Origin of the sequence: Escherichia sp. HH41S (assembly GCF_009820115.1) — a bacterium.
Classification (GTDB): domain Bacteria; phylum Pseudomonadota; class Gammaproteobacteria; order Enterobacterales; family Enterobacteriaceae; genus Escherichia; species Escherichia coli_F.
This window is the reverse complement of the sequence record NZ_VNXE01000071.1, coordinates 13,981-38,141: the sequence shown is the minus strand read 5'-3', so window position 1 is coordinate 38,141 and position 24,161 is coordinate 13,981. Positions and strand designations below refer to the sequence as shown.

At 52.4% G+C, this 24,161-nt stretch carries 20 protein-coding genes; 19 read left to right on the top strand and 1 reads right to left on the bottom strand.

Going from position 1 to position 24,161, the window contains the following annotated elements; translation table 11 throughout:
* Positions 1 to 312: 312 nt before the first annotated feature.
* Positions 313 to 1,896, bottom strand: coding sequence for a TerC family protein (locus FQZ95_RS14915; protein ID WP_000454701.1), 1,584 nt, complete (start codon positions 1,894 to 1,896; stop codon positions 313 to 315).
* Positions 1,897 to 2,554: 658 nt separating this feature from the next.
* Here FQZ95_RS14915 and wza point away from each other — a divergent pair.
* The 19 genes from wza (at position 2,555) to wcaL (ending at position 24,157) form a co-directional block, all read left to right on the top strand.
* Positions 2,555 to 3,694, top strand: a complete 1,140-nt coding sequence (wza, locus tag FQZ95_RS14910) for a polysaccharide export protein Wza (protein WP_160530373.1) — start codon at positions 2,555 to 2,557, stop codon at positions 3,692 to 3,694.
* Positions 3,695 to 3,699: 5 nt separating this feature from the next.
* On the top strand, positions 3,700 to 4,143 hold the full coding sequence (wzb, locus tag FQZ95_RS14905; protein ID WP_000482901.1) for a low molecular weight protein-tyrosine-phosphatase Wzb: 444 nt from the start codon (positions 3,700 to 3,702) through the stop codon (positions 4,141 to 4,143).
* Between the two features lie 2 nt (positions 4,144 to 4,145).
* A complete protein-coding gene (gene wzc, locus FQZ95_RS14900) occupies positions 4,146 to 6,308 on the top strand; it encodes a tyrosine-protein kinase Wzc (protein ID WP_160530372.1) in 2,163 nt (720 codons plus the stop codon).
* Positions 6,309 to 6,485: 177 nt separating this feature from the next.
* Positions 6,486 to 7,325: a colanic acid biosynthesis glycosyltransferase WcaA gene (wcaA, locus tag FQZ95_RS14895; protein ID WP_000654503.1), complete on the top strand. Its 840-nt coding sequence runs from the start codon at positions 6,486 to 6,488 to the stop codon at positions 7,323 to 7,325.
* Between the two features lie 2 nt (positions 7,326 to 7,327).
* Positions 7,328 to 7,816: a colanic acid biosynthesis acetyltransferase WcaB gene (gene wcaB / locus FQZ95_RS14890; protein WP_032184535.1), complete on the top strand. Its 489-nt coding sequence runs from the start codon at positions 7,328 to 7,330 to the stop codon at positions 7,814 to 7,816.
* Entirely contained in the window at positions 7,813 to 9,030 is a 1,218-nt protein-coding gene (gene wcaC, locus FQZ95_RS14885; RefSeq protein ID WP_160530371.1) for a colanic acid biosynthesis glycosyltransferase WcaC, read from the top strand. Before wcaB ends, wcaC begins: the two co-directional genes overlap by 4 nt.
* Positions 9,005 to 10,225: a colanic acid polymerase WcaD gene (gene wcaD / locus FQZ95_RS14880; protein WP_000107805.1), complete on the top strand. Its 1,221-nt coding sequence runs from the start codon at positions 9,005 to 9,007 to the stop codon at positions 10,223 to 10,225. The genes wcaC and wcaD overlap by 26 nt, the downstream gene beginning before the upstream one ends.
* A 126-nt stretch (positions 10,226 to 10,351) precedes the next feature.
* The gene (wcaE, locus tag FQZ95_RS14875) at positions 10,352 to 11,098 is read left to right on the top strand and encodes a colanic acid biosynthesis glycosyltransferase WcaE (protein WP_000927043.1); all 747 of its coding nucleotides are present in this window, start codon (positions 10,352 to 10,354) and stop codon (positions 11,096 to 11,098) included.
* 15 nt (positions 11,099 to 11,113) lie between these two features.
* Positions 11,114 to 11,662 (top strand): colanic acid biosynthesis acetyltransferase WcaF, encoded by a 549-nt coding sequence (gene wcaF, locus FQZ95_RS14870; RefSeq protein ID WP_001153584.1) that lies wholly within the window; start codon positions 11,114 to 11,116, stop codon positions 11,660 to 11,662.
* Positions 11,663 to 11,688: 26 nt separating this feature from the next.
* Positions 11,689 to 12,810, top strand: a complete 1,122-nt coding sequence (gene gmd, locus FQZ95_RS14865) for a GDP-mannose 4,6-dehydratase (RefSeq protein ID WP_088475004.1) — start codon at positions 11,689 to 11,691, stop codon at positions 12,808 to 12,810.
* A gap of 2 nt (positions 12,811 to 12,812) precedes the next feature.
* Positions 12,813 to 13,778 carry a GDP-L-fucose synthase gene (fcl, locus tag FQZ95_RS14860; protein WP_000043587.1) on the top strand — a complete coding sequence of 322 codons (966 nt, stop codon included), beginning with the start codon at positions 12,813 to 12,815 and terminating at the stop codon, positions 13,776 to 13,778.
* 2 nt (positions 13,779 to 13,780) lie between these two features.
* Positions 13,781 to 14,260: a GDP-mannose mannosyl hydrolase gene (gene gmm, locus FQZ95_RS14855; protein WP_160530374.1), complete on the top strand. Its 480-nt coding sequence runs from the start codon at positions 13,781 to 13,783 to the stop codon at positions 14,258 to 14,260.
* Complete coding sequence (gene wcaI, locus FQZ95_RS14850) at positions 14,257 to 15,480, top strand: colanic acid biosynthesis fucosyltransferase WcaI (protein ID WP_160530370.1); 1,224 nt, start codon at positions 14,257 to 14,259, stop codon at positions 15,478 to 15,480. The genes gmm and wcaI overlap by 4 nt, the downstream gene beginning before the upstream one ends.
* Positions 15,481 to 15,482: 2 nt before the next feature.
* Positions 15,483 to 16,919 (top strand): mannose-1-phosphate guanyltransferase, encoded by a 1,437-nt coding sequence (gene cpsB / locus FQZ95_RS14845; RefSeq protein WP_000083412.1) that lies wholly within the window; start codon positions 15,483 to 15,485, stop codon positions 16,917 to 16,919.
* A gap of 368 nt (positions 16,920 to 17,287) precedes the next feature.
* Entirely contained in the window at positions 17,288 to 18,658 is a 1,371-nt protein-coding gene (gene cpsG, locus FQZ95_RS14840) for a colanic acid biosynthesis phosphomannomutase CpsG (RefSeq protein WP_160530369.1), read from the top strand.
* Positions 18,659 to 18,712: 54 nt separating this feature from the next.
* Positions 18,713 to 20,107, top strand: coding sequence for an undecaprenyl-phosphate glucose phosphotransferase (gene wcaJ / locus FQZ95_RS14835; protein WP_000183149.1), 1,395 nt, complete (start codon positions 18,713 to 18,715; stop codon positions 20,105 to 20,107).
* 1 nt (position 20,108) lies between these two features.
* Positions 20,109 to 21,587: a colanic acid undecaprenyl disphosphate flippase WzxC gene (wzxC, locus tag FQZ95_RS14830; RefSeq protein WP_105278926.1), complete on the top strand. Its 1,479-nt coding sequence runs from the start codon at positions 20,109 to 20,111 to the stop codon at positions 21,585 to 21,587.
* Between the two features lie 72 nt (positions 21,588 to 21,659).
* Positions 21,660 to 22,940 carry a colanic acid biosynthesis pyruvyl transferase WcaK gene (wcaK, locus tag FQZ95_RS14825; protein ID WP_105278927.1) on the top strand — a complete coding sequence of 427 codons (1,281 nt, stop codon included), beginning with the start codon at positions 21,660 to 21,662 and terminating at the stop codon, positions 22,938 to 22,940.
* Entirely contained in the window at positions 22,937 to 24,157 is a 1,221-nt protein-coding gene (gene wcaL / locus FQZ95_RS14820) for a colanic acid biosynthesis glycosyltransferase WcaL (protein WP_000862632.1), read from the top strand. Before wcaK ends, wcaL begins: the two co-directional genes overlap by 4 nt.
* Positions 24,158 to 24,161 lie beyond the last annotated feature (4 nt).

Below are 24,161 nucleotides of genomic sequence, written 5' to 3'. Positions count from 1 at the left end.
TGCACCTACCCGTTTTATTACATAACTGAAGAAAGCATTGCATTCCGGGAGCGTCCATATATGTTACCTCGCGCCCGTACCCGATAGCCGAAAGGAATAAGATGAGGGGACCGCGCTAGCGGCGATTTACCGCCGGGAGCCCGGGTTGCCAGGGTGGTGGCGATTGAGCCACCCTGGCACGTTCACCGGCTTGAGCGTTCCAAAGTAGCGAGGAACATAAAGTGAACGGAACAGCCTCTAATGTCACATACTCTCCCGGTTGAATGAAACGCCTGATGCGACGCTTACGCGTCTTATCAGGCCTACATGCCATCACACCTCGTACTCCATCTCGCCATCTTTACGCAGCGGAATAATCTGCACCTTCTGCACGCGATGGCTTTCCACCTGCAACGTTTTAAGCAAATAATCCCCCACCTGAACTTCTTCGCCAGGTTTTGGAATACGCTGTAAATATTCCATCAACAGCCCGGCAATGGTGTGATATTCACGTTTTTCATCCAGCGGCAGTGGTACATATTGCACCAGATCTTCCAGCGGCATATGACCATTCGCCGTCCAGGAACCGTCGGCATTTTTCTGAATATCATGGCGGGCGTCGATCTCTTCCACTTCGTTCGGTAAGTTACCGGCAATGGTTTCAGTGACGTCACTTAATGTCACAATCCCTTCCACCGAGCCAAACTCATCCACCACAAAAGCAAAGTGTGTGCGGGCATTACGGAACTGCTCCAGGGCAGGTAACAACGGTAAAGTTTCCGGGAACACCAGCGGCTGGCGAATCAACACCCGCAGGTTGAGAGGCTCGCCGCGCAGCGATTGTTGTAGCAGGTCGATAACGTGAACGACACCGAGCAAATCTTCTGCATCATCGCCGTCGGTAACGACCAGACGCGTGTGCTGATTTCGCTCCAGCAGCTGGCGGATCTCCTCTTCCGGCGCGTTGAGATCGATATGCTCAATATCGTGGCGCGACGTCATGATGCTGCTGACAGTACGCTGGTTAAGATTAAGTACCCGCTCAATCATCCGCCGTTCCTGCGGATTAAAGATCTGCTGGTTACCATGATCCACCAGCATGGACGCGGTTTCGGCATCCAGTTCCGCATCTTCTTTTTGCCCGCTTAACAAGCGCATTACCGCTTCGGTAGTCCGCTGGCGCAGCGTCTGGTTAGCGGAGAGAAAACGTCGCCGGTTAAAGATAGCCAACTGATTGAGCGCCTCGATCATCACCGAGAAACCAATGGCAGCGTACAGGTAGCCTTTCGGAATGACGAAGCCGAAACCTTCCGCCACCAGGCTAAAGCCAATCATCAACAGGAAACTTAGGCAGAGAATAACGATCGTCGGGTGGCTATTAACGAACTGGGTTAACGGCTTGCTTGCCATCAGCATCAGGCTGATAGCGATAACGACGGCGGCCATCATGACCAGTAAATGGTCGACCATCCCGACGGCGGTAATCACCGAGTCGAGTGAGAAGATGGCGTCCAGCACCACAATTTGCGTCACCACTCCCCAGAACTTTGCACCTTTGCGTTGCGTGGGGTTATTGCTGTCTTTCCCCTCCAGCCGTTCGTTCAACTCCATCGTGGCTTTGAACAGCAGGAAGAAACCACCAAACAGCATGATTAAGTCGCGGGCGCTAAAGGTAAACGAGCGGAAGCTGAACAGTGGTTGGGTCAGGGTGACCAGCCAGGAGATTGACGCCAGCAGTAACAGGCGCATTAACATTGCCAGCAGCAGCCCGGTAACCCGTGCGCGGTCGCGCTGCTTCGGCGGTAGTTTTTCGGCGAGGATGGCAATAAAGACCAGGTTATCAATGCCGAGGACCAGTTCGATCACAATCAGCGTGATTAACCCGGCCCAGATAGACGGATCGGCAATCCATTCCATAGTAAGTACAAAACCTATTCGTTGTATGACAAATGTCACAATTCGATCATGGATAAATCGGGGCAAAAATGCAATGTTGCAGCACTATTTATCTCATATTATTTGAGGGTAATAACCTCACATTATCCCTGAATTAAAAGTGGTAATAATAAAACATTATTTAAGAAATATCGCATGTGAAGACACTATATTAAATATTGTCAACCTAAAGAAACTCCTAAAAACCATATTGAATGACACTTAATATAATTCTTAAAAATAGCCAATTGCCGAATTGTTACCTTGCCTGCTATTCCGTTAGCTGTAACACTTCCTCCTGCATTATTGGAAGCCAATATTCAATTACCATAATGCCACCTTATATCTGGAAAATTAATTCACGGAATAACGCTTTTTCATAATCGACTGCATGATGAAAGAGTTAGAAAATCTAAACTAAATCAGTGTATTGGTAGCTAAAAAGCCAGGGGCGGTAGCGTGTCTGGACGCCTGAAAGACCAGTCTGAATTATTCTGTCAATAGCCTGCGGATGAAATCAATTTTTTTAGGACTGATGCCAGTTAAATTTTTATTCAATTAACTGCAAGGTAAATGTGCATGGCAACATTGCTATTAATAGTGCACAGGATAATTACTCTGCCAAAGTGATAAATAAACAATGATGAAATCCAAAATGAAATTGATGCCATTATTGGTGTCAGTAACCTTGATAAGCGGTTGCACAGTACTTCCGGGCAGCAATATGTCGACGATGGGTAAAGACGTCATCAAACAGCAGGATGCTGATTTCGATCTCGACAATATGGTGAATGTTTATCCGCTGACCCCGCGCCTGATTGATCAATTACGCCCACGCCCGAACGTCGCGCGCCCCAATATGACGCTGGAAAGCGAGATTGCCAATTATCAATATCGTGTCGGGCCGGGCGACGTTCTTAATGTCACCGTCTGGGATCACCCGGAACTCACCACGCCAGCTGGTCAGTACCGCAGCTCCAGCGACACCGGCAACTGGGTACAGCCTGACGGCACCATGTTCTACCCGTATATCGGCAAGGTTCACGTAGTGGGGAAAACGCTCGCTGAAATCCGCAGTGATATTACCGGGCGCTTAGCGACGTACATCGCTGACCCACAGGTGGACGTTAATATCGCCGCCTTCCGCTCGCAAAAAGCGTATATCTCAGGTCAGGTGAATAAATCCGGTCAACAGGCGATCACCAACGTACCATTGACCATTCTCGACGCCATTAACGCCGCAGGTGGCCTGACCGATACCGCTGACTGGCGCAACGTGGTGCTAACACACAATGGTCGTGAAGAACGCATTTCTTTGCAGGCGCTGATGCAAAACGGTGACCTCAATCAGAATCGACTGCTTTACCCCGGCGATATCCTCTACGTGCCGCGTAATGATGATCTGAAAGTATTTGTGATGGGTGAAGTGAAGAAACAGAGCACCCTGAAAATGGACTTTAGCGGCATGACCTTGACTGAAGCCCTGGGCAATGCCGAAGGTATCGACATGACCACCTCCAACGCCAGCGGCATCTTTGTCATTCGTCCGCTGAAAGGCGAGGGTGGGCGAAACGGCAAGATCGCCAATATCTACCAACTGGATATGTCCGATGCCACGTCGCTGGTGATGGCGACAGAATTCCGCCTGCAGCCTTATGACGTGGTGTATGTCACCACCGCCCCGGTTTCCCGCTGGAACCGTCTGATCAATCAGTTGCTGCCAACTATTAGCGGTGTCCGTTACATGACGGATACAGCCAGCGACATTCATAACTGGTAATCGTCATGTTTAACAACATCTTAGTTGTCTGTGTCGGCAATATTTGCCGTTCCCCGACGGCGGAACGCTTACTGCAACGTTATCACCCTGAGCTGAAAGTAGAATCCGCTGGTCTCGGCGCACTGGTCGGTAAAGGGGCTGATCCTACCGCCATCAGTGTTGCCGCAGAACATCAACTGTCTCTGGAAGGTCACTGTGCACGGCAAATCAGCCGCCGCCTGTGTCGCAACTACGACCTGATATTGACCATGGAAAAGCGCCATATCGAACGCTTATGCGAGATGGCACCTGAGATGCGCGGCAAAGTGATGCTGTTTGGTCACTGGGATAACGAATGTGAAATCCCCGATCCGTATCGCAAAAGCCGGGAAACGTTTGCAGCGGTGTACACATTACTTGAACGGTCTGCCCGCCAGTGGGCGCAGGCATTGAACGCAGAGCAGGTATAACAATGACAGAAAAAGTAAAACAACATGCCGCTCCGGTAACGGGCAGTGATGAAATCGATATTGGTCGCCTGGTCGGCACCGTCATTGAAGCGCGCTGGTGGGTAATTGGCATCACCGCCGTATTCGCCCTCTGTGCCGTGATTTACACCTTCTTCGCTACGCCGATATACAGCGCCGACGCACTGGTACAAATCGAGCAAAGCAGCGGCAATTCGTTAGTGCAGGATATCGGCTCGGCGTTAGCCAACAAGCCGCCAGCATCGGACGCCGAGATCCAGTTGATTCGCTCGCGTCTGGTGCTCGGTAAAACGGTGGACGATCTTGACCTCGATATTGCGGTGAGCAAAAACACGTTCCCGATTTTCGGTGCGGGCTGGGATCGCCTGATGGGACGTCAGAACGAGACAGTAAAAGTGACCACCTTTAACCGTCCAAAAGAGATGGTAGATCAGGTGTTTACGCTTAATGTGCTGGACGATAAAAACTACACTTTGAGCAGCGACGGCGGCTTTAGCGCTCGTGGGCAAGCGGGTCAGATGCTGAAAAAAGAAGGCGTCACGCTGATGGTTGAAGCCATTCACGCCAGCCCGGGCAGTGAGTTTACCGTCACTAAATACTCCACGCTGGGGATGATCAATCAACTGCAAAACAGCCTGACGGTAACAGAGAATGGCAAAGACGCTGGCGTACTGAGCCTGACTTATACCGGTGAAGATCGCGAACAGATCCGCGACATTCTTAACAGTATCGCCCGTAACTATCAGGAACAAAATATTGAGCGCAAATCGGCGGAAGCGTCGAAAAGCCTCGCCTTCCTCGCGCAACAGTTACCAGAAGTACGCAGCCGCCTTGATGTTGCTGAAAACAAACTGAATGCCTTCCGTCAGGATAAAGATTCTGTTGATCTGCCGCTGGAAGCGAAAGCGGTGCTTGATTCAATGGTGAACATCGACGCGCAGTTGAACGAACTGACCTTTAAAGAGGCGGAAATCTCCAAGCTGTACACCAAAGTTCACCCGGCGTACCGCACGCTGCTGGAGAAACGTCAGGCGCTGGAAGAAGAGAAAGCCAAACTTAACGGTCGCGTAACGGCGATGCCGAAAACCCAGCAGGAAATTGTCCGTCTGACCCGCGATGTCGAGTCTGGTCAACAGGTCTATATGCAACTGCTGAATAAAGAGCAGGAGCTGAAAATCACCGAAGCCAGCACCGTCGGCGATGTGCGTATTGTTGACCCGGCAATCACCCAGCCTGGCGTGCTAAAACCGAAGAAAGGGCTGATTATCCTCGGCGCAATTATCCTCGGCCTGATGCTCTCTATCGTGGGTGTGCTGCTGCGCTCGTTGTTTAATCGTGGAATTGAAAGCCCACAGGTGCTGGAAGAACACGGCATCAGCGTCTATGCCAGCATTCCGCTGTCGGAATGGCAGAAAGCGCGCGATAGCGTCAAAACCATCAAAGGGATTAAACGCTATAAGCAGAGCCAGCTACTGGCGGTGGGGAATCCAACCGATCTGGCGATTGAAGCCATCCGTAGTCTGCGTACCAGTTTGCACTTCGCGATGATGCAGGCACAGAACAATGTGTTGATGATGACCGGGGTTAGCCCGTCAATCGGTAAAACCTTTGTCTGCGCCAACCTGGCGGCGGTCATTAGCCAGACCAATAAACGGGTGTTGTTGATCGACTGCGATATGCGCAAAGGCTACACCCACGAGCTGCTCGGCACCAATAACGTCAATGGCCTGTCGGAAATTCTGATTGGTCAGGGCGATATTACTACCGCTGCTAAACCGACCTCTATTGCCAAATTTGACCTGATCCCGCGCGGCCAGGTGCCGCCAAATCCTTCTGAACTGTTGATGAGCGAACGCTTTACCGAACTGGTGAACTGGGCGAGTAAAAACTACGACCTGGTGTTGATTGATACGCCGCCGATTCTGGCAGTGACCGATGCCGCGATTGTCGGGCGGCATGTCGGAACCACGTTGATGGTGGCGCGTTATGCGGTCAACACCTTGAAAGAAGTGGAAACCAGTCTGAGCCGCTTTGAGCAAAACGGTATTCCGGTGAAAGGGGTGATTCTGAACTCTATCTTCCGCCGCGCCAGCGCGTATCAGGATTATGGCTATTACGAATACGAATATAAGTCGGACGCGAAATAACGAGATCCGCTGTTGGATGCGATGCTGACGCATCTTATCCGACCTACGTTCACGCCGCATCAGGCAAGCAAACCCGCTCCGTAGGTCGGATAAGGCGTTCACGCCGCATCCGGCAACAGAACCTGTAAACCAGCTTATAAACCGGCAGAACATCTCGATACTCCGGGAGAACAACCTATGAAAGACAATCCGCTGATCTCAATCTATATGCCGACCTGGAACCGCCAACAACTGGCGATTCGGGCGATAAAATCGGTCCTGCGCCAGGACTACAGCAACTGGGAGATGATCATCGTGGATGATTGCTCCACCTCCTGGGAACAACTGCAACAGTACGTCACCGCCCTCAACGATCCGCGTATTACGTACATTCACAACGACATTAACAGCGGGGCGTGCGCGGTACGTAACCAGGCGATTATGCTGGCACAAGGGGAATACATCACCGGGATCGATGACGACGATGAATGGACACCCAACCGCCTGAGCGTCTTCCTCGCCCATAAACAGCAACTGGTCACACACGCCTTTTTGTACGCCAACGACTACGTTTGCCAGGGCGAAGTCTATTCCCAACCGGCAAGCTTGCCGCTGTATCCCAAATCGCCGTATTCACGCCGCCTGTTCTACAAACGCAATATCATTGGTAATCAGGTCTTTACCTGGGCGTGGCGCTTCAAAGAGTGCTTGTTCGATACCGAACTGAAAGCGGCACAGGATTACGACATCTTCCTGCGAATGGTGGTGGAGTACGGCGAACCGTGGAAAGTGGAAGAGGCGACGCAAATCCTGCATATCAATCACGGCGAAATGCAGATCACCTCGTCACCGAAAAAATTCTCCGGGTACTTCCACTTTTATCGTAAGCACAAAGACAAATTCGACCGCGCCAGCAAAAAATATCAGTTGTTTACCCTCTATCAGATCCGCAATAAACGCATGACATGGCGCACTTTGTTGACGTTGCTGTCAGTGCGTAACGGCAAACGTCTGGCTGATGGAATTCGGGGGCGCTAAAGATGCTGGAAGATCTGCGCGCCAACAGCTGGAGTTTACGCCCGTGCTGCATGGTTCTTGCCTATCGCGTCGCTCATTTTTGTTCAGTGTGGCGCAAAAAGAACGTCCTCAACAATCTGTGGGCGGCCCCGCTGCTGGTGTTGTATCGCATTATCACCGAATGCATTTTCGGTTATGAAATCCAGGCTGCCGCAACCATTGGCCGACGCTTTACTATCCATCACGGCTATGCCGTAGTGATCAATAAAAACGTGGTCGCGGGGGATGATTTCACCATTCGCCACGGCGTCACTATCGGCAATCGTGGTGCCGATAACATGGCATGTCCACACATTGGCAACGGCGTCGAACTCGGTGCCAACGTTATTATTCTCGGCGATATCACGATTGGTAACAACGTTACCGTGGGGGCGGGCAGCGTGGTGCTCGACGCAATCCCGGACAACGCGCTGGTGGTGGGAGAAAAAGCGCGAGTGAAGGTAATTAAATGAATATTCTGCAATTTAATGTGCGACTGGCGGAAGGCGGGGCGGCAGGTGTGGCGTTAGATCTCCACCAGCGCGCGCTGCAACAGGGGCTGGCGTCACATTTTGTCTACGGCTACGGCAAAGGCGGCAAAGAGAGCGTCAGCCATCAGAACTATCCGCAGGTCATCAAACATACGCCGCGGATGACCGCGATGGCGAACATTGCCCTGTTTCGTCTGTTTAATCGCGATCTGTTCGGCAATTTCAATGAGTTATATCGCACCATTACTCGCACACCGGGACCGGTAGTCCTGCATTTTCATGTGCTGCACAGCTACTGGTTGAATCTTAAGAGCGTGGTGCGCTTTTGCGAAAAGGTGAAAAACCACAAACCGGATGTCACTTTGGTCTGGACGCTGCACGATCACTGGAGCGTTACCGGACGCTGCGCCTTTACCGACGGTTGCGAAGGCTGGAAAACGGGCTGTCAGAAATGCCCGACCTTAAATAATTATCCGCCGGTGAAGATTGATCGCGCACACCAGCTGGTGGCGGGCAAACGGCAGTTATTCCGCGAGATGCTGGCGTTGGGCTGTCAGTTTATTTCCCCCAGCCAGCATGTGGCTGATGCTTTCAATAGCCTGTACGGTCCAGGGCGTTGTCGGATTATCAATAATGGTATTGATATGGCAACCGAAGCGATTCTGGCGGACTTGCCTCCGGTACGCGAAACCCAGGGCAAGCCGAAAATCGCGGTGGTGGCGCATGACCTGCGTTACGACGGCAAAACTAACCAGCAACTGGTGCGCGAGATGATGGCGCTGGGTGACAAAATCGAACTGCATACCTTTGGTAAGTTTTCGCCGTTCACCGCTGGTAACGTGGTTAATCACGGCTTTGAAACTGACAAGCGCAAGTTGATGAGCGCGCTTAATCAGATGGATGCGCTGGTGTTCAGTTCTCGCGTCGATAACTACCCGCTGATTTTGTGTGAGGCGTTATCAATTGGTGTGCCGGTGATTGCCACCCATAGCGATGCGGCGCGGGAAGTGCTGCAAAAATCCGGCGGTAAAACCGTCAGCGAAGAAGACGTGCTGAAACTGGTGCAGTTAAGCAAACCGGAAATCGCGCAGGCGATATTTGGTACCACGCTGGATGAGTTCAGCCAGCGCAGCCGCGCCGCCTACAGTGGACAACAGATGCTGGAGGAGTATGTCAACTTCTATCAGAATCTGTAGCTACCTGCTGCTGCCGCTGATTTACCTGCTGGTTAACGTCAAAATCGCCCAGCTTGGTGAAAGTTTCCCCATCACCATCGTCACTTTTTTACCTGTCTTGTTACTGCTGTTTTTAGAGCGCATCAGCGTTAAAAAATTGATGATTGCCTTAGGGATTGGTGCGGGACTCACGGCGTTTAACTACTTGTTTGGTCAGTCGTTGGATGCCAGTAAATACGTCACTTCAACCATGCTGTTTGTCTATATTGTGATCATTATTGGCATGGTGTGGAGTATTCGCTTTAAAACGATTTCGCCACACAACCATCGCAAGATATTACGTTTCTTTTATCTGGTGGTGGGGCTGGTGGTGGCGCTGGCGGCGGTGGAGATGGCGCAAATTATCCTCACTGGCGGCAGCAGTATTATGGAGTCGATTTCGAAATATCTGATTTACAGCAACAGTTATGTGCTGAATTTCATTAAATTCGGCGGCAAGCGTACGACAGCACTTTATTTCGAACCGGCATTTTTCGCTCTGGCATTAATCTCAATTTGGCTCAGCATTAAACAGTTTGGTATCAAAACGCCTAAAACCGATGCTATGATTCTCGCAGGGATAATATTATCCGGATCGTTTTCAGGGGTTATGACCTTTATCCTGTTTTATTTGTTGGAGTGGGCGTTTCAATATCTGAACAAAGAGGCGATTAAGAAAAAGTTACCGTTAGCATTGATTTCTCTGGCTGTATTCCTGGTTGGTGTGGTAATCGCGTTTCCTTATATTTCCACCCGCTTGGGCGATTTAGGTACGGAAGGATCGTCATCGTATTATCGTATTGTCGGTCCACTGGTGATGGTCGGTTATTCTTTGAGCCATATTGACGGTGTAGTCAGATTTGGCTCACTTTATGAATATGTCGCATCATTCGGAATATTTAACGGTGCGGATGTCGGAAAAACCATAGACAATGGTTTGTATCTGCTGATTATTTATTTTTCCTGGTTCGCAGTGCTTTTATCACTGTGGTACATGGGGAAAGTGATAAAAATGATGATCAACGCTTTTGGTGATAATCGCAATTTTCGTGTGCAGCTTTATCTTTTTACTCCGGTGTCGCTGTTTTTTACCGGTTCGATATTTAGCCCGGAATATGCATTTTTAATCGTCTGTCCGTTTATTTTGCGAAAAGCGTTAAATATACACCCTAAATAATTCGAGTTGCAGGAAGTTGGTGACGCAGCGAATCCCCAGGAGCGTACACGAGTACGTGACTGGGGTGAGCGAGGAAAACCAACGCACATGCAGCTTGAAGTATGACGGGTATTACGAGGTAAGAACATGTTGCTTAGCATAATCACCGTTGCGTTTCGTAACCTCGAAGGGATAGTCAAAACACACGCCTCGCTGGCGCATCTGGCGCAGGCTGACGATATCAGCTTCGAATGGATTGTTGTCGATGGCGGTTCCAATGACGGCACCCGTGAGTATCTGGAAAATCTCAATGGTATCTATAACCTACGCTTTGTCAGCGAGCCAGATAACGGTATCTACGACGCCATGAACAAAGGCATTGCGATGGCACAAGGCAAGTTTGCGTTGTTTCTCAACTCGGGCGATATTTTTCATCAGGATGCCGCAAATTTTGTCCGTAAGTTAAAAATGCAAAAAGATAACGTGATGATCACCGGCGATGCGCTGCTGGATTTTGGCGACGGGCATAAAATTAAACGTAGCGCCAAACCTGGCTGGTATATTTATCACAGCCTGCCCGCCAGTCATCAGGCGATATTTTTCCCGGTATCCGGCTTGAAAAAATGGCGTTATGACCTGGAGTATAAAGTTTCTTCCGATTATGCGCTGGCGGCCAAAATGTATAAAGCCGGTTATGCATTTAAAAAACTCAATGGCCTGGTGTCTGAATTTTCTATGGGTGGGGTATCTACCACCAATAATATGGAATTGTGTGCTGACGCGAAAAAAGTCCAACGGCAAATATTACATGTGCCTGGCTTCTGGGTTGAATTATCCTGGCATTTACGCCAGCGCACGACGGGTAAGACTAAAGCCTTATATAACAAAGTCTGAATATAAGGAATACCAATGCAAGATTTAAGCGGTTTCTCGGTGCCGAAAGGATTCCGGGGCGGCAACGCTATTAAAGTGCAATTGTGGTGGGCAGTACAGGCAACATTATTTGCCTGGTCGCCACAAGTATTGTATCGCTGGCGGGCATTTTTATTACGTTTATTCGGCGCAAAAATAGGAAAAAACGTAGTTATTCGTCCGTCAGTAAAAATTACCTATCCGTGGAAATTAACCTTAGGTGATTACGCGTGGGTCGGCGATGAGGTCAATTTATATACCCTCGGTGAAATAACCATTGGCGCACATTCGGTGATATCGCAAAAAAGTTATTTATGCACCGGGAGCCACGACCATGCAAGTCGACATTTCACCATAAACGCCACGCCCATTGTGATTGGCGAGAAATGCTGGCTGGCAACCGATGTTTTTGTTGCTCCTGGCGTCACGATCGGCGACGGCACCGTCGTGGGTGCGCGAAGCAGTGTTTTTAAATCGCTTCCGGCAAATAGAGTTTGCCGGGGGAATCCCGCAGTGGTGATACGCGAACGCGTTGAAACTGAATAAATTCAAAAAATACAGAGGAATAAGACATGTCAAAAGTCGCTCTCATCACCGGTGTAACCGGACAAGACGGTTCTTACCTGGCAGAGTTTCTGCTGGAAAAAGGTTACGAGGTACATGGTATTAAGCGTCGTGCATCGTCATTCAACACCGAGCGCGTGGATCACATTTATCAGGATCCGCACACCTGCAACCCGAAATTCCATCTGCATTATGGCGACCTGAGTGATACCTCCAACCTGACGCGTATTTTGCGTGAAGTGCAGCCGGATGAAGTGTACAACCTGGGGGCAATGAGCCACGTTGCGGTTTCTTTTGAGTCACCGGAATATACCGCAGACGTTGATGCGATGGGCACACTGCGTCTGCTGGAGGCGATCCGCTTCCTTGGTCTGGAAAAGAAAACCCGTTTCTATCAGGCTTCCACTTCTGAACTGTACGGTCTGGTGCAGGAAATTCCGCAGAAAGAAACCACGCCGTTCTATCCGCGATCTCCGTATGCGGTCGCCAAACTTTATGCCTACTGGATCACCGTTAACTACCGCGAATCCTACGGCATGTACGCCTGTAACGGCATTCTCTTCAACCATGAATCCCCGCGCCGTGGCGAAACCTTCGTTACCCGCAAAATCACCCGCGCAATCGCCAATATCGCTCAAGGGCTGGAGTCGTGCCTGTACCTCGGCAATATGGATTCCCTGCGTGACTGGGGCCACGCCAAAGACTACGTAAAAATGCAGTGGATGATGCTGCAACAGGAACAGCCAGAAGATTTCGTTATTGCCACCGGCGTTCAGTACTCCGTGCGTCAGTTCGTGGAAATGGCGGCAGCACAGCTGGGCATCAAACTGCGCTTTGAAGGCATGGGCGTTGAAGAGAAGGGCATTGTGGTTTCCGTCACCGGGCATGACGCGCCGGGCGTTAAACCGGGCGATGTGATTATCGCCGTTGACCCGCGTTACTTCCGTCCTGCTGAAGTAGAAACGCTGCTCGGCGACCCGACCAAAGCGCACGAAAAGCTGGGCTGGAAACCGGAAATCACCCTCAGAGAGATGGTATCTGAAATGGTGGCTAATGACCTCGAAGCGGCGAAAAAACACTCTCTGCTGAAATCTCACGGCTACGACGTGGCGATCGCGCTGGAGTCATAAGCATGAGTAAACAACGTATTTTTATCGCTGGCCATCGCGGGATGGTCGGTTCTGCCATCAAGCGACAGCTCGAACAGCGCGGTGATGTGGAACTGGTATTACGCACCCGCGACGAACTGAACCTGCTGGACAGCCGCGCGGTGCATGATTTCTTTGCCAGCGAGCGCATTGACCAGGTTTATCTGGCGGCGGCGAAAGTGGGCGGGATTGTCGCCAACAACACGTATCCGGCGGATTTCATCTACCAGAATATGATGATTGAGAGCAACATCATTCACGCTGCGCATCAGAACGACGTGAACAAACTGCTGTTTCTCGGATCGTCCTGCATCTACCCAAAACTGGCAAAACAGCCGATGGCAGAAAGCGAGCTGTTACAGGGCACGCTGGAGCCGACCAACGAGCCTTACGCCATTGCCAAAATCGCCGGGATCAAACTGTGCGAATCTTACAACCGCCAGTATGGACGCGATTACCGCTCTGTCATGCCGACCAACCTGTACGGGCCGCACGACAACTTCCATCCGAATAATTCGCATGTGATCCCCGCATTGCTGCGCCGCTTCCACGAGGCGACGGCACAGAATGCACCGGACGTGGTGGTGTGGGGCAGCGGTACGCCGATGCGCGAATTTCTGCATGTCGATGATATGGCGGCGGCAAGCATTCATGTCATGGAGCTGGCGCACGAAGTCTGGCTGGAAAACACCCAGCCGATGCTGTCGCACATTAACGTCGGCACGGGTGTTGACTGCACTATCCGCGAGCTGGCGCAAACCATCGCTAAAGTGGTGGGTTACAAAGGCCGGGTGGTTTTTGATGCCAGCAAACCGGATGGTACGCCGCGCAAACTGCTGGATGTGACGCGCCTGCATCAGCTTGGCTGGTATCACGAAATTTCACTGGAAGCGGGGCTTGCCAGCACTTACCAGTGGTTCCTTGAGAATCAAGACCGCTTTCGGGGGTAATGATGTTTTTACGTCAGGATGACTTTGCCACGGTAGTGCGCTCCACTCCGCTTGTCTCTCTCGACTTTATTGTCGAGAACAGCCGCGGCGAGTTTCTGCTTGGCAAAAGAACCAACCGCCCGGCACAGGGTTACTGGTTTGTGCCGGGAGGGCGCGTGCAGAAGGACGAAACGCTGGAAGCCGCATTTGAGCGGTTGACGATGGCGGAACTGGGGCTGCGTCTGCCGATAACAGCATGCCAGTTTTACGGTGTCTGGCAGCACTTTTATGACGATAACTTCTCCGGCACGGATTTCACCACGCACTATGTGGTGCTCGGTTTTCGCTTCAGAGTCGCGGAAGATGAACTATTACTGCCGGATGAGCAGCATGACGATTACTGCTGGCTGACGCCGGATGTGTTGCTCGACAGTGACAATGTTCACGCTAACAGCCGTGCCTATTTTCTCGCTGAGAAGCGTGCCGGAGTACCCGGATTATGAAAATACTGGTCTACGGCATTAACTACTCGCCGGAGTTAACCGGTATCGGCAAATACACCGGAGAAATGGTGGAATGGCTGGCAGCACAAGGTCACGAGGTGCGGGTTATTACCGCACCGCCTTACTACCCGCAGTGGCAGGTGGGCGAGAACTATTCCGCCTGGCGGTACAAACGAGAAGAGGGGGCCGCCACGGTGTGGCGCTGCCCGCTATATGTGCCAAAACAGCCGAGCACCCTGAAACGCCTGTTACATCTCGGCAGCTTTGCCGCCAGCAGTTTTTTCCCGTTGATGGCGCAACGTCGCTGGAAGCCGGATCGCATTATCGGCGTAGTACCAACGCTGTTTTGCACGCCGGGAATGCGCCTGCTGGCGAAACTCTCTGGTGCGCGTACCGTGCTGCATATTCAGGATTACGAAGTGGATGCCATGCTGGGGCTGGGCCTTGCCGGAAAAGGTAAAGGCGGCAAAGTGGCACAGCTGGCGACAGCCTTCGAACGTAGCGGACTGCATAACGTCGATAACGTCTCCACGATTTCGCGTTCGATGATGAATAAAGCTGTCGAAAAAGGTGTGGCGGAGGAAAACGTCATCTTCTTCCCCAACTGGTCGGAAATCGCCCGTTTTCAGCATGTCGCAGACGCTGATGTTGCTGCACTTCGTAACCAACTTGGCCTGCCGGATAACAAAAAAATCATTCTTTACTCCGGCAATATTGGTGAAAAGCAGGGGCTGGAGAACGTTATTGAAGCTGCCGATCGCCTGCGCGATGAACCGCTGATTTTTGCCATTGTCGGGCAGGGCGGCGGCAAAGCGCGGCTGGAAAAAATGGCGCAGCAGCGCGGACTGCGCAATATGCAATTTTTCCCGCTGCAATCTTATGACGCCTTGCCTGCACTGCTGAAGATGGGCGACTGCCATCTGGTGGTGCAAAAACGCGGCGCGGCAGATGCCGTATTGCCGTCGAAACTGACCAATATTCTGGCGGTAGGCGGTAACGCGGTAATTACCGCAGAAGCTCACACAGAACTGGGGCAGCTTTGCGAAACGTTCCCAGGAATTGCGGTTTGCGTAGAACCGGAATCGGTCGAGGCGCTGGTGGCGGGGATTCGTCAGGCGCTCCTGCTGCCCAAACACAACACGGTGGCACGTGAATATGCCGAACGCACGCTCGATAAAGAGAACGTGTTACGTCAATTTATACATGATATTCGGGGATAATTATGTCGCAGTCGAAACTCTATCCAGTTGTGATGGCAGGTGGCTCCGGTAGCCGCTTATGGCCGCTTTCCCGCGTACTTTATCCCAAGCAGTTTTTATGCCTGAAAGGCGATCTTACCATGCTGCAAACCACCATCTGCCGCCTGAACGGCGTGGAGTGCGAAAGCCCGGTGGTGATTTGCAATGAGCAGCACCGCTTTATTGTCGCGGAACAGCTGCGTCAACTAAACAAACTCACCGAGAACATTATTCTCGAACCGGCAGGGCGTAACACTGCGCCTGCCATTGCGTTGGCGGCGCTGGCGGCAGAACGTCATAGCCCGGACAGCGATCCGTTAATGTTGGTCCTGGCGGCAGATCATGTGATTGCCGACGAAGACGCGTTCCGCGCCGCCGTGCGTAATGCCATGCCGTATGCCGAAGCGGGCAAGCTGGTGACCTTCGGCATTGTGCCGGATCTACCTGAAACCGGATATGGCTATATTCGTCGCGGTGAAGTATCTGCGGGCGAGCAGGATACGGTGGCCTTTGAAGTGGCGCAGTTTGTCGAAAAACCGAATCTGGAAACCGCCCAGGCCTATGTGGCAAGCGGCGAATATTACTGGAACAGCGGCATGTTCCTGTTCCGCGCCGGACGCTATCTCGAAGAACTGAAAAAATATCGCCCGGATATTCTCGACGCCTGCGAAAAAGCGATGAGCGCCGTCGATCCGGATCTCGATTTTATTCGTGTGGATGAAGAGGCGTTTCTTGCCTGCCCGGAAGAGTCGGTGGATTACGCGGTCATGGAACGTACGGCAGATGCCGTTGTGGTGCCGATGGATGCGGGGTGGAGCGATGTCGGTTCCTGGTCCTCTTTATGGGAGATCAGCGCCCACACCGCCGAGGGCAACGTTTGCCACGGCGATGTGATTAATCACAAAACTGAAAACAGCTATGTGTACGCCGAATCTGGTCTGGTCACCACCGTCGGGGTGAAAGATCTGGTGGTGGTGCAGACCAAAGATGCGGTGCTGATTGCAGACCGTAACGCGGTACAGGATGTGAAAAAAGTGGTCGAGCAGATCAAAGCCGATGGTCGCCATGAGCATCGGGTGCATCGCGAAGTGTATCGCCCGTGGGGCAAATATGACTCTATCGACGCGGGCGATCGCTACCAGGTGAAACGCATCACCGTGAAACCGGGCGAGGGCTTGTCGGTACAGATGCACCATCACCGCGCGGAACACTGGGTAGTGGTCGCGGGAACGGCAAAAGTCACCATTGACGGTGATATCAAACTGCTTGGTGAAAACGAGTCCATTTATATTCCGCTGGGGGCAAAACACTGCCTGGAAAACCCGGGGAAAATTCCCCTCGATTTAATTGAAGTGCGCTCCGGCTCTTATCTCGAAGAGGATGATGTGGTGCGCTTCGCGGATCGCTACGGACGGGTATAAATGTCGCATCAGGCGCTGTTTGTCGGATGCGGCGTGAACGCCTTATCCGACCTACGGTTCGGATTTGTAGGCCTGAAAAGACGCAGCAGCGTCGCATCAGGCGCTGGCTGTCGGATGCAGCATGAACGCCTTATCCGACCTACGGTACGGATTTGTAGGCCTGATAAGACGCGACAGCGTCGCATCAGGCGATGGCTGTCGGATGCGGCGTGAACGCCTTATCCGACCTACGGTTCGGGTGTGTAGGCCTGATAAGACGCGACAGCGTCGCATCAGGCAATGAATGCAAAACAGCGATGTAAATAACGACAAAAACAAAATTGGCCGCTTCGGTCAGGGCCAACTATTGCCTGAAAAAGGGTAACGATATGAAAAAATTAACCTGCTTTAAAGCCTATGATATTCGCGGAAAATTAGGCGAAGAACTGAATGAAGATATCGCCTGGCGTATTGGGCGTGCCTATGGCGAATTTCTCAAACCGAAAACCATTGTTTTAGGCGGTGATGTCCGTCTCACCAGCGAAACCTTAAAACTGGCGCTGGCGAAGGGGTTACAGGACGCGGGCGTTGACGTGCTGGATATCGGCATGTCCGGCACCGAAGAAATCTATTTCGCCACGTTCCATCTCGGCGTGGATGGCGGCATCGAAGTTACCGCCAGCCATAATCCGATGGATTACAACGGCATGAAACTGGTGCGCGAAGGGGCTCGCCCGATCAGCGGTGATACCGGACTGCGCGACGTCCAGCGTCTGGCAGAAGCCAACGATTTTCCTCCCGTCGATGAAACCAAACGCGGTCGCTATCAGCAAATCAACCTGCGCGACGCTTACGTTGATCATCTGTTCGGTTATATCAACGTCAAAAACCTTACGCCGCTCAAGCTGGTGATCAACTCCGGGAACGGCGCGGCGGGTCCGGTGGTGGACGCCATCGAAGCCCGCTTTAAAGCCCTCGGCTCACCCGTGGAATTGATCAAAGTGCACAACACGCCGGACGGCAATTTCCCCAACGGTATTCCTAACCCGCTGCTACCGGAATGTCGCGATGACACCCGTAATGCGGTCATCAAACACGGCGCGGATATGGGTATTGCTTTTGATGGCGATTTTGACCGCTGTTTCCTGTTTGACGAAAAAGGGCAGTTTATCGAGGGCTACTACATTGTCGGCCTGCTGGCAGAAGCGTTCCTCGAAAAAAATCCCGGCGCGAAGATCATCCACGATCCACGTCTTTCCTGGAACACCGTTGATGTAGTGACTGCCGCAGGCGGCACCCCGGTGATGTCGAAAACCGGACACGCCTTTATTAAAGAACGTATGCGCAAGGAAGACGCCATCTACGGTGGCGAAATGAGCGCCCACCATTACTTCCGTGATTTCGCTTACTGCGACAGCGGCATGATCCCGTGGCTGCTGGTCGCCGAACTGGTGTGCATGAAAGGGAAAACGCTGGGCGAACTGGTGCGCGACCGCATGGCGGCATTCCCGGCAAGCGGTGAGATCAACAGCAAACTGGCGCAACCCGTTGAGGCGATTAATCGCGTCGAACAGCATTTTAGCCGCGAGGCGCTGGCGGTGGATCGCACCGATGGCATCAGCATGACCTTTGCCGACTGGCGCTTTAATCTGCGCTCCTCCAACACCGAACCGGTGGTACGCCTGAATGTGGAATCGCGCGGTGATGTGCCGCTGATGGAAGCGCGAACGCGAACTCTGCTGACGTTGCTGAACGAGTAATGTCGGATCTTCCCTTACCCCATTGCGGGTAAGGGGCTAATAACAGGAACAACGATGACAAATCTAAAAAAGCGCGAGCGAGCGAAAACCAATGCATCGTTAATCTCTATGGTGCAACGCTTTTCAGATATCACCATCATGTTTGCCGGGCTATGGCTGGTTTGCGAAGTCAGCGGACTGTCATTCCTCTACATGCACCTGTTGGTGGCGCTGATTACGCTGGTGGTGTTCCAGATGTTGGGCGGCATCACCGATTTTTATCGCTCATGGCGAGGTGTTCGGGCAACGACAGAATTTGCCCTGCTGCTGCAAAACTGGACGTTAAGCGTGATTTTTAGCGCCGGACTGGTGGCGTTCAACAATGATTTCGACACGCAACTGAAAATCTGGCTGGCGTGGTATGGGCTGACCAGCATCGGGTTGGTGGCTTGTCGTTCGTGTATTCGCATTGGTGCGGGCTGGTTGCGTAATCATGGCTATAACAAGCGTATGGTTGCCGTGGCGGGGGATTTAGCTGCCGGGCAAATGCTGATGGAGAGCTTCCGTAATCAGCCGTGGTTAGGGTTTGAAGTGGTGGGCGTTTACCACGACCCAAAACCGGGCGGTGTTTCTAACGACTGGGCGGGCAATCTGCAACAGCTGGTCGAGGATGCAAAAGCGGGCAAAATTCACAACGTCTATATCGCGATGCAAATGTGCGACGGCGCACGAGTGAAAAAACTGGTCCATCAACTGGCGGACACCACCTGTTCGGTGCTGCTGATCCCCGACGTCTTTACCTTCAACATTCTCCATTCACGCCTCGAAGAGATGAACGGCGTTCCGGTGGTGCCGCTGTACGACACGCCGCTTTCCGGGGTTAACCGCCTGATAAAACGTGCGGAAGACATTGTGCTGGCAACGCTGATCTTGCTGCTGATCTCCCCGGTGCTGTGCTGTATTGCGCTGGCGGTGAAACTCAGTTCACCAGGGCCGGTTATTTTCCGCCAGACTCGCTACGGCATGGATGGCAAGCCGATCAAAGTGTGGAAGTTCCGTTCGATGAAAGTGATGGAGAACGACAAAGTGGTGACCCAGGCGACGCAGAACGATCCGCGCGTCACCAAAGTGGGGAACTTTCTGCGCCGCACCTCGCTGGATGAACTGCCGCAGTTTATCAATGTGCTGACCGGGGGGATGTCGATTGTGGGGCCACGTCCGCACGCGGTGGCGCATAACGAACAATATCGCCAGCTCATTGAAGGCTACATGCTGCGCCACAAAGTGAAACCGGGCATTACCGGTTGGGCGCAGATTAACGGCTGGCGCGGCGAAACCGACACGCTGGAGAAAATGGAAAAACGCGTCGAGTTCGACCTTGAGTACATCCGCGAATGGAGCGTCTGGTTCGATATCAAAATCGTTTTCCTGACGGTATTCAAAGGCTTCGTTAACAAAGCGGCATATTGATATGAGCTTACGTGAAAAAACCATCAGCGGCGCGAAATGGTCGGCGATTGCCACAGTAATCATCATCGGCCTCGGGCTGGTGCAGATGACCGTGCTGGCGCGGATTATCGACAACCACCAGTTCGGTTTGCTTACCGTGTCGCTGGTGATTATCGCGCTGGCAGACACGCTTTCTGACTTCGGCATCGCTAACTCGATTATTCAGCGAAAAGAAATCAGCCATCTTGAACTCACCACGCTGTACTGGCTGAACGTCGGGCTGGGGATCGTGGTGTGCGTGGCGGTGTTTTTGTTGAGTGATGCCATTGGTGACGTGCTGAATAACCCGGATCTGGCACCGTTGATTAAAACATTGTCGCTGGCGTTTGTGGTGATCCCCCACGGGCAACAGTTTCGCGCGTTGATGCAAAAGGAGCTGGAGTTCAACAAAATCGGTATGATCGAAACCAGCGCGGTGCTGGCGGGCTTTACTTTTACAGTGGTTAGCGCCCATTTCTGGCCGCTGGCGATGACCGCGATCCTCGGTTATCTGGTCAATAGTGCGGTAAGAACGCTGCTGTTTGGCTACTATGGTCGAAAAATTTATCGCCCCGGTCTGCATTTCTCGCTGGCGTCTGTTGCGCCGAACTTACGCTTTGGTGCCTGGCTGACGGCGGACAGCATCATCAACTATCTCAACACCAACCTTTCAACGCTGGTGCTGGCGCGTATTCTCGGCGCGGGCGTGGCAGGGGGCTACAACCTGGCTTACAACGTGGCCGTTGTGCCGCCGATGAAGCTGAACCCCATCATCACCCGCGTGTTATTTCCGGCATTCGCCAAAATTCAGGACGACACCGAAAAGCTGCGCGTTAACTTCTACAAGCTGCTGTCGGTGGTGGGGATTATCAATTTTCCGGCGCTGCTGGGGCTGATGGTGGTGTCGAATAACTTTGTACCGCTGGTCTTTGGTGAGAAGTGGAACAGCATTATTCCGGTGCTGCAATTGCTGTGTATTGTGGGGCTACTGCGCTCAGTGGGTAACCCGATTGGCTCGCTGCTGATGGCGAAAGCGCGGGTGGATATCAGCTTTAAATTCAACGTATTCAAAACCTTTCTGTTTATTCCGGCGATTGTTATTGGCGGGCAGATGGCGGGCGCAATCGGCGTCACGCTTGGTTTCCTGCTGGTGCAGATTATCAACACCATTCTGAGTTATTTCGTGATGATTAAACCGGTGCTCGGTTCCAGTTATCGCCAGTACATCCTGAGTTTATGGCTGCCGTTTTATCTCTCGCTGCCGACGCTGGTGGTTAGTTATGCGCTGGGCATTGTGCTGAAAGGGCAACTGACGCTGGGGATGCTGCTGGCGGTGCAAATTATCGCGGGCGTGCTGGCGTTTGTGGTGATGATTGTGCTGTCGCGCCATCCGCTGGTGGTGGAAGTGAAGCGTCAGTTTTGTCGCAGCGAAAAAATGAAAATGCTTTTACGGGCGGGGTGAATAGTTGTTTTCGGTTCCGACAACGAACACAACAAACACAGCCTCACCTGGCATCAAATTTATGAGGAAAAAATGAAATTACTTATTCTGGGCAACCACACTTGCGGCAATCGCGGCGACAGCGCCATCTTGCGCGGTTTACTTGATGCCATCAACATCCTCAATCCACACGCCGAAGTGGACGTAATGAGCCGCTATCCGGTCAGTTCTTCCTGGCTGCTCAACCGCCCGGTAATGGGCGATCCGCTGTTCCTGCAAATGAAACAACACAACAGCGCGGCGGGCGTTGTCGGGCGCGTAAAAAAAGTCCTCCGTCGCCGCTACCAGCACCAGGTATTGCTCTCACGCGTCACCGACACCGGTAAGCTGCGTAATATCGCCATTGCCCAGGGATTCACTGACTTTGTGCGCCTGCTGTCAGGTTACGACGCCATTATTCAGGTCGGCGGATCGTTTTTTGTCGATCTCTACGGCGTGCCGCAGTTTGAACACGCGCTTTGCACGTTTATGGCGAAAAAGCCGCTGTTTATGATTGGTCACAGCGTCGGCCCGTTCCAGGATGAGCAATTTAACCAACTGGCAAACTACGTATTCGGGCACTGCGACGCGCTGATCCTGCGCGAATCGGTCAGCCTGGATCTAATGAAACGCAGCAATATCACTACCGCAAAAGTTGAACATGGCGTCGATACCGCATGGCTGGTCGATCACCACACCGAAGACTTCACCGCCAGCTATGCTGTTCAACACTGGCTGGACGTAGCCGCACAGCAAAAAACGGTGGCCATTACCCTGCGCGAACTGGCACCGTTCGACAAACGTCTCGGCACCACTCAACAAGCGTATGAAAAAGCCTTTGCCGGGCTGGTCAATCGCATTCTCGATGAAGGGTATCAGGTGATTGCGCTCTCCACCTGTACGGGCATCGACAGCTATAACAAAGACGACCGCATGGTGGCGCTCAATCTGCGTCAGCACATCAGCGATCCTGCCCGTTATCACGTGGTGATGGATGAGCTCAACGATCTGGAAATGGGCAAAATTCTGGGTGCCTGTGAACTCACCGTTGGTACGCGTCTGCACTCTGCCATTATCTCGATGAATTTCTCCACTCCGGCAATTGCCATCAACTACGAACACAAATCCGCCGGGATTATGCAGCAGCTTGGGCTACCTGAGATGGCGATTGATATCCGTCATTTATTAGACGGCAGCCTGCAAGCGATGGTTGCGGATACCTTAGGCCAGCTTCCTGCGCTGAACGCACGACTTAGCGAAGCCGTCAGTCGCGAACGCCAGGCAGGAATGCAGATGGTGCAATCTGTGCTTGAGCGCATCGGGGAGGCGAAATGAAGGTCGGCTTCTTTTTACTGAAATTTCCGCTGTCATCGGAAACCTTCGTTCTCAACCAAATCACTGCGTTTATTGATATGGGCTTTGAGGTGGAGATTGTCGCGCTGCAAAAAGGCGATACGCAAAACACCCACGCGGCATGGACGAAATATAACCTTGCCGCCAGAACTCGCTGGTTACAGGACGAACCACAAGGCAAAGTGGCGAAACTGCGCCACCGCGCCAGCCAGACCTTACGCGGCATTCATCGTAAAAATACCTGGCAGGCGCTCAACCTCAAACGCTATGGTGCCGAGTCGCGGAACCTGATTTTGTCTGCCATTTGTGGTCAGGTCGCAACACCGTTTCATGCCGATGTTTTTATCGCACATTTTGGCCCTGCGGGGGTAACCGCAGCAAAACTACGGGAACTGGGTGTCATTCGCGGCAAAATCGCCACTATCTTCCACGGTATTGATATCTCCAGTCGGGAAGTGCTCAACCATTACACTCCCGAATATCAGCAACTGTTCCGCCGCGGCGATCTGATGCTACCAATAAGCGATCTGTGGGCCGGAAGGCTGCAAAAAATGGGCTGCCCGAGGGAAAAAATCGCCGTATCGCGCATGGGCGTGGACATGACGCGTTTTAGCCCACGTCCGGTGAAAGCGCCCGCAACGCCGCTGGAAATCATTTCCGTCGCACGCTTAACCGAGAAAAAAGGCCTGCATGTGGCGATCGAAGCCTGCCGGCAGTTGAAAGAGCAGGGCGTGGCATTTCGCTATCGCATCCTCGGCATTGGCCCGTGGGAACGACGCCTGCGCACCCTCATCGAACAATATCAACTGGAAGATGTGGTAGAGATGCCGGGCTTTAAACCAAGCCACGAAGTGAAGGCGATGCTCGACGACGCGGATGTCTTCCTGTTGCCTTCGGTAACGGGTGCTGACGGTGATATGGAAGGTATTCCGGTGGCGCTAATGGAAGCAATGGCAGTCGGCATTCCGGTGGTTTCTACTCTGCATAGCGGAATTCCGGAACTGGTGGAGGCCGATAAATCCGGCTGGCTGGTGCCTGAGAACGATGCTCGCGCACTGGCGCAGCGACTGGTGGCGTTTAGCCAACTGGATACCGACGAACTTACTACGGTTGTCAAACGTGCGCGCGAAAAAGTCGAACACGATTTTAACCAGCAGGTGATTAACCGAGAACTCGCCAGCTTGTTGCAGGCTTTATAGAGGA

Coding starts and splice junctions, on each gene's coding strand:
- wcaL (WP_000862632.1), top strand. CDS start 22,937: ATGAAGGTCGGCTTCTTTTTACTGAAATTTCCGCTGTCATCGGAAACC.
- gmm (WP_160530374.1), top strand. CDS start 13,781: ATGTTTTTACGTCAGGATGACTTTGCCACGGTAGTGCGCTCCACTCCG.
- wzc (WP_160530372.1), top strand. CDS start 4,146: ATGACAGAAAAAGTAAAACAACATGCCGCTCCGGTAACGGGCAGTGAT.
- wzb (WP_000482901.1), top strand. CDS start 3,700: ATGTTTAACAACATCTTAGTTGTCTGTGTCGGCAATATTTGCCGTTCC.
- wza (WP_160530373.1), top strand. CDS start 2,555: ATGATGAAATCCAAAATGAAATTGATGCCATTATTGGTGTCAGTAACC.
- wcaD (WP_000107805.1), top strand. CDS start 9,005: ATGTCAACTTCTATCAGAATCTGTAGCTACCTGCTGCTGCCGCTGATT.
- wcaC (WP_160530371.1), top strand. CDS start 7,813: ATGAATATTCTGCAATTTAATGTGCGACTGGCGGAAGGCGGGGCGGCA.
- wcaB (WP_032184535.1), top strand. CDS start 7,328: ATGCTGGAAGATCTGCGCGCCAACAGCTGGAGTTTACGCCCGTGCTGC.
- wzxC (WP_105278926.1), top strand. CDS start 20,109: ATGAGCTTACGTGAAAAAACCATCAGCGGCGCGAAATGGTCGGCGATT.
- wcaJ (WP_000183149.1), top strand. CDS start 18,713: ATGACAAATCTAAAAAAGCGCGAGCGAGCGAAAACCAATGCATCGTTA.
- wcaA (WP_000654503.1), top strand. CDS start 6,486: ATGAAAGACAATCCGCTGATCTCAATCTATATGCCGACCTGGAACCGC.
- wcaE (WP_000927043.1), top strand. CDS start 10,352: ATGTTGCTTAGCATAATCACCGTTGCGTTTCGTAACCTCGAAGGGATA.
- fcl (WP_000043587.1), top strand. CDS start 12,813: ATGAGTAAACAACGTATTTTTATCGCTGGCCATCGCGGGATGGTCGGT.
- cpsG (WP_160530369.1), top strand. CDS start 17,288: ATGAAAAAATTAACCTGCTTTAAAGCCTATGATATTCGCGGAAAATTA.
- wcaF (WP_001153584.1), top strand. CDS start 11,114: ATGCAAGATTTAAGCGGTTTCTCGGTGCCGAAAGGATTCCGGGGCGGC.
- wcaK (WP_105278927.1), top strand. CDS start 21,660: ATGAAATTACTTATTCTGGGCAACCACACTTGCGGCAATCGCGGCGAC.
- gmd (WP_088475004.1), top strand. CDS start 11,689: ATGTCAAAAGTCGCTCTCATCACCGGTGTAACCGGACAAGACGGTTCT.
- FQZ95_RS14915 (WP_000454701.1), bottom strand. CDS start 1,896: ATGGAATGGATTGCCGATCCGTCTATCTGGGCCGGGTTAATCACGCTG.
- wcaI (WP_160530370.1), top strand. CDS start 14,257: ATGAAAATACTGGTCTACGGCATTAACTACTCGCCGGAGTTAACCGGT.
- cpsB (WP_000083412.1), top strand. CDS start 15,483: ATGTCGCAGTCGAAACTCTATCCAGTTGTGATGGCAGGTGGCTCCGGT.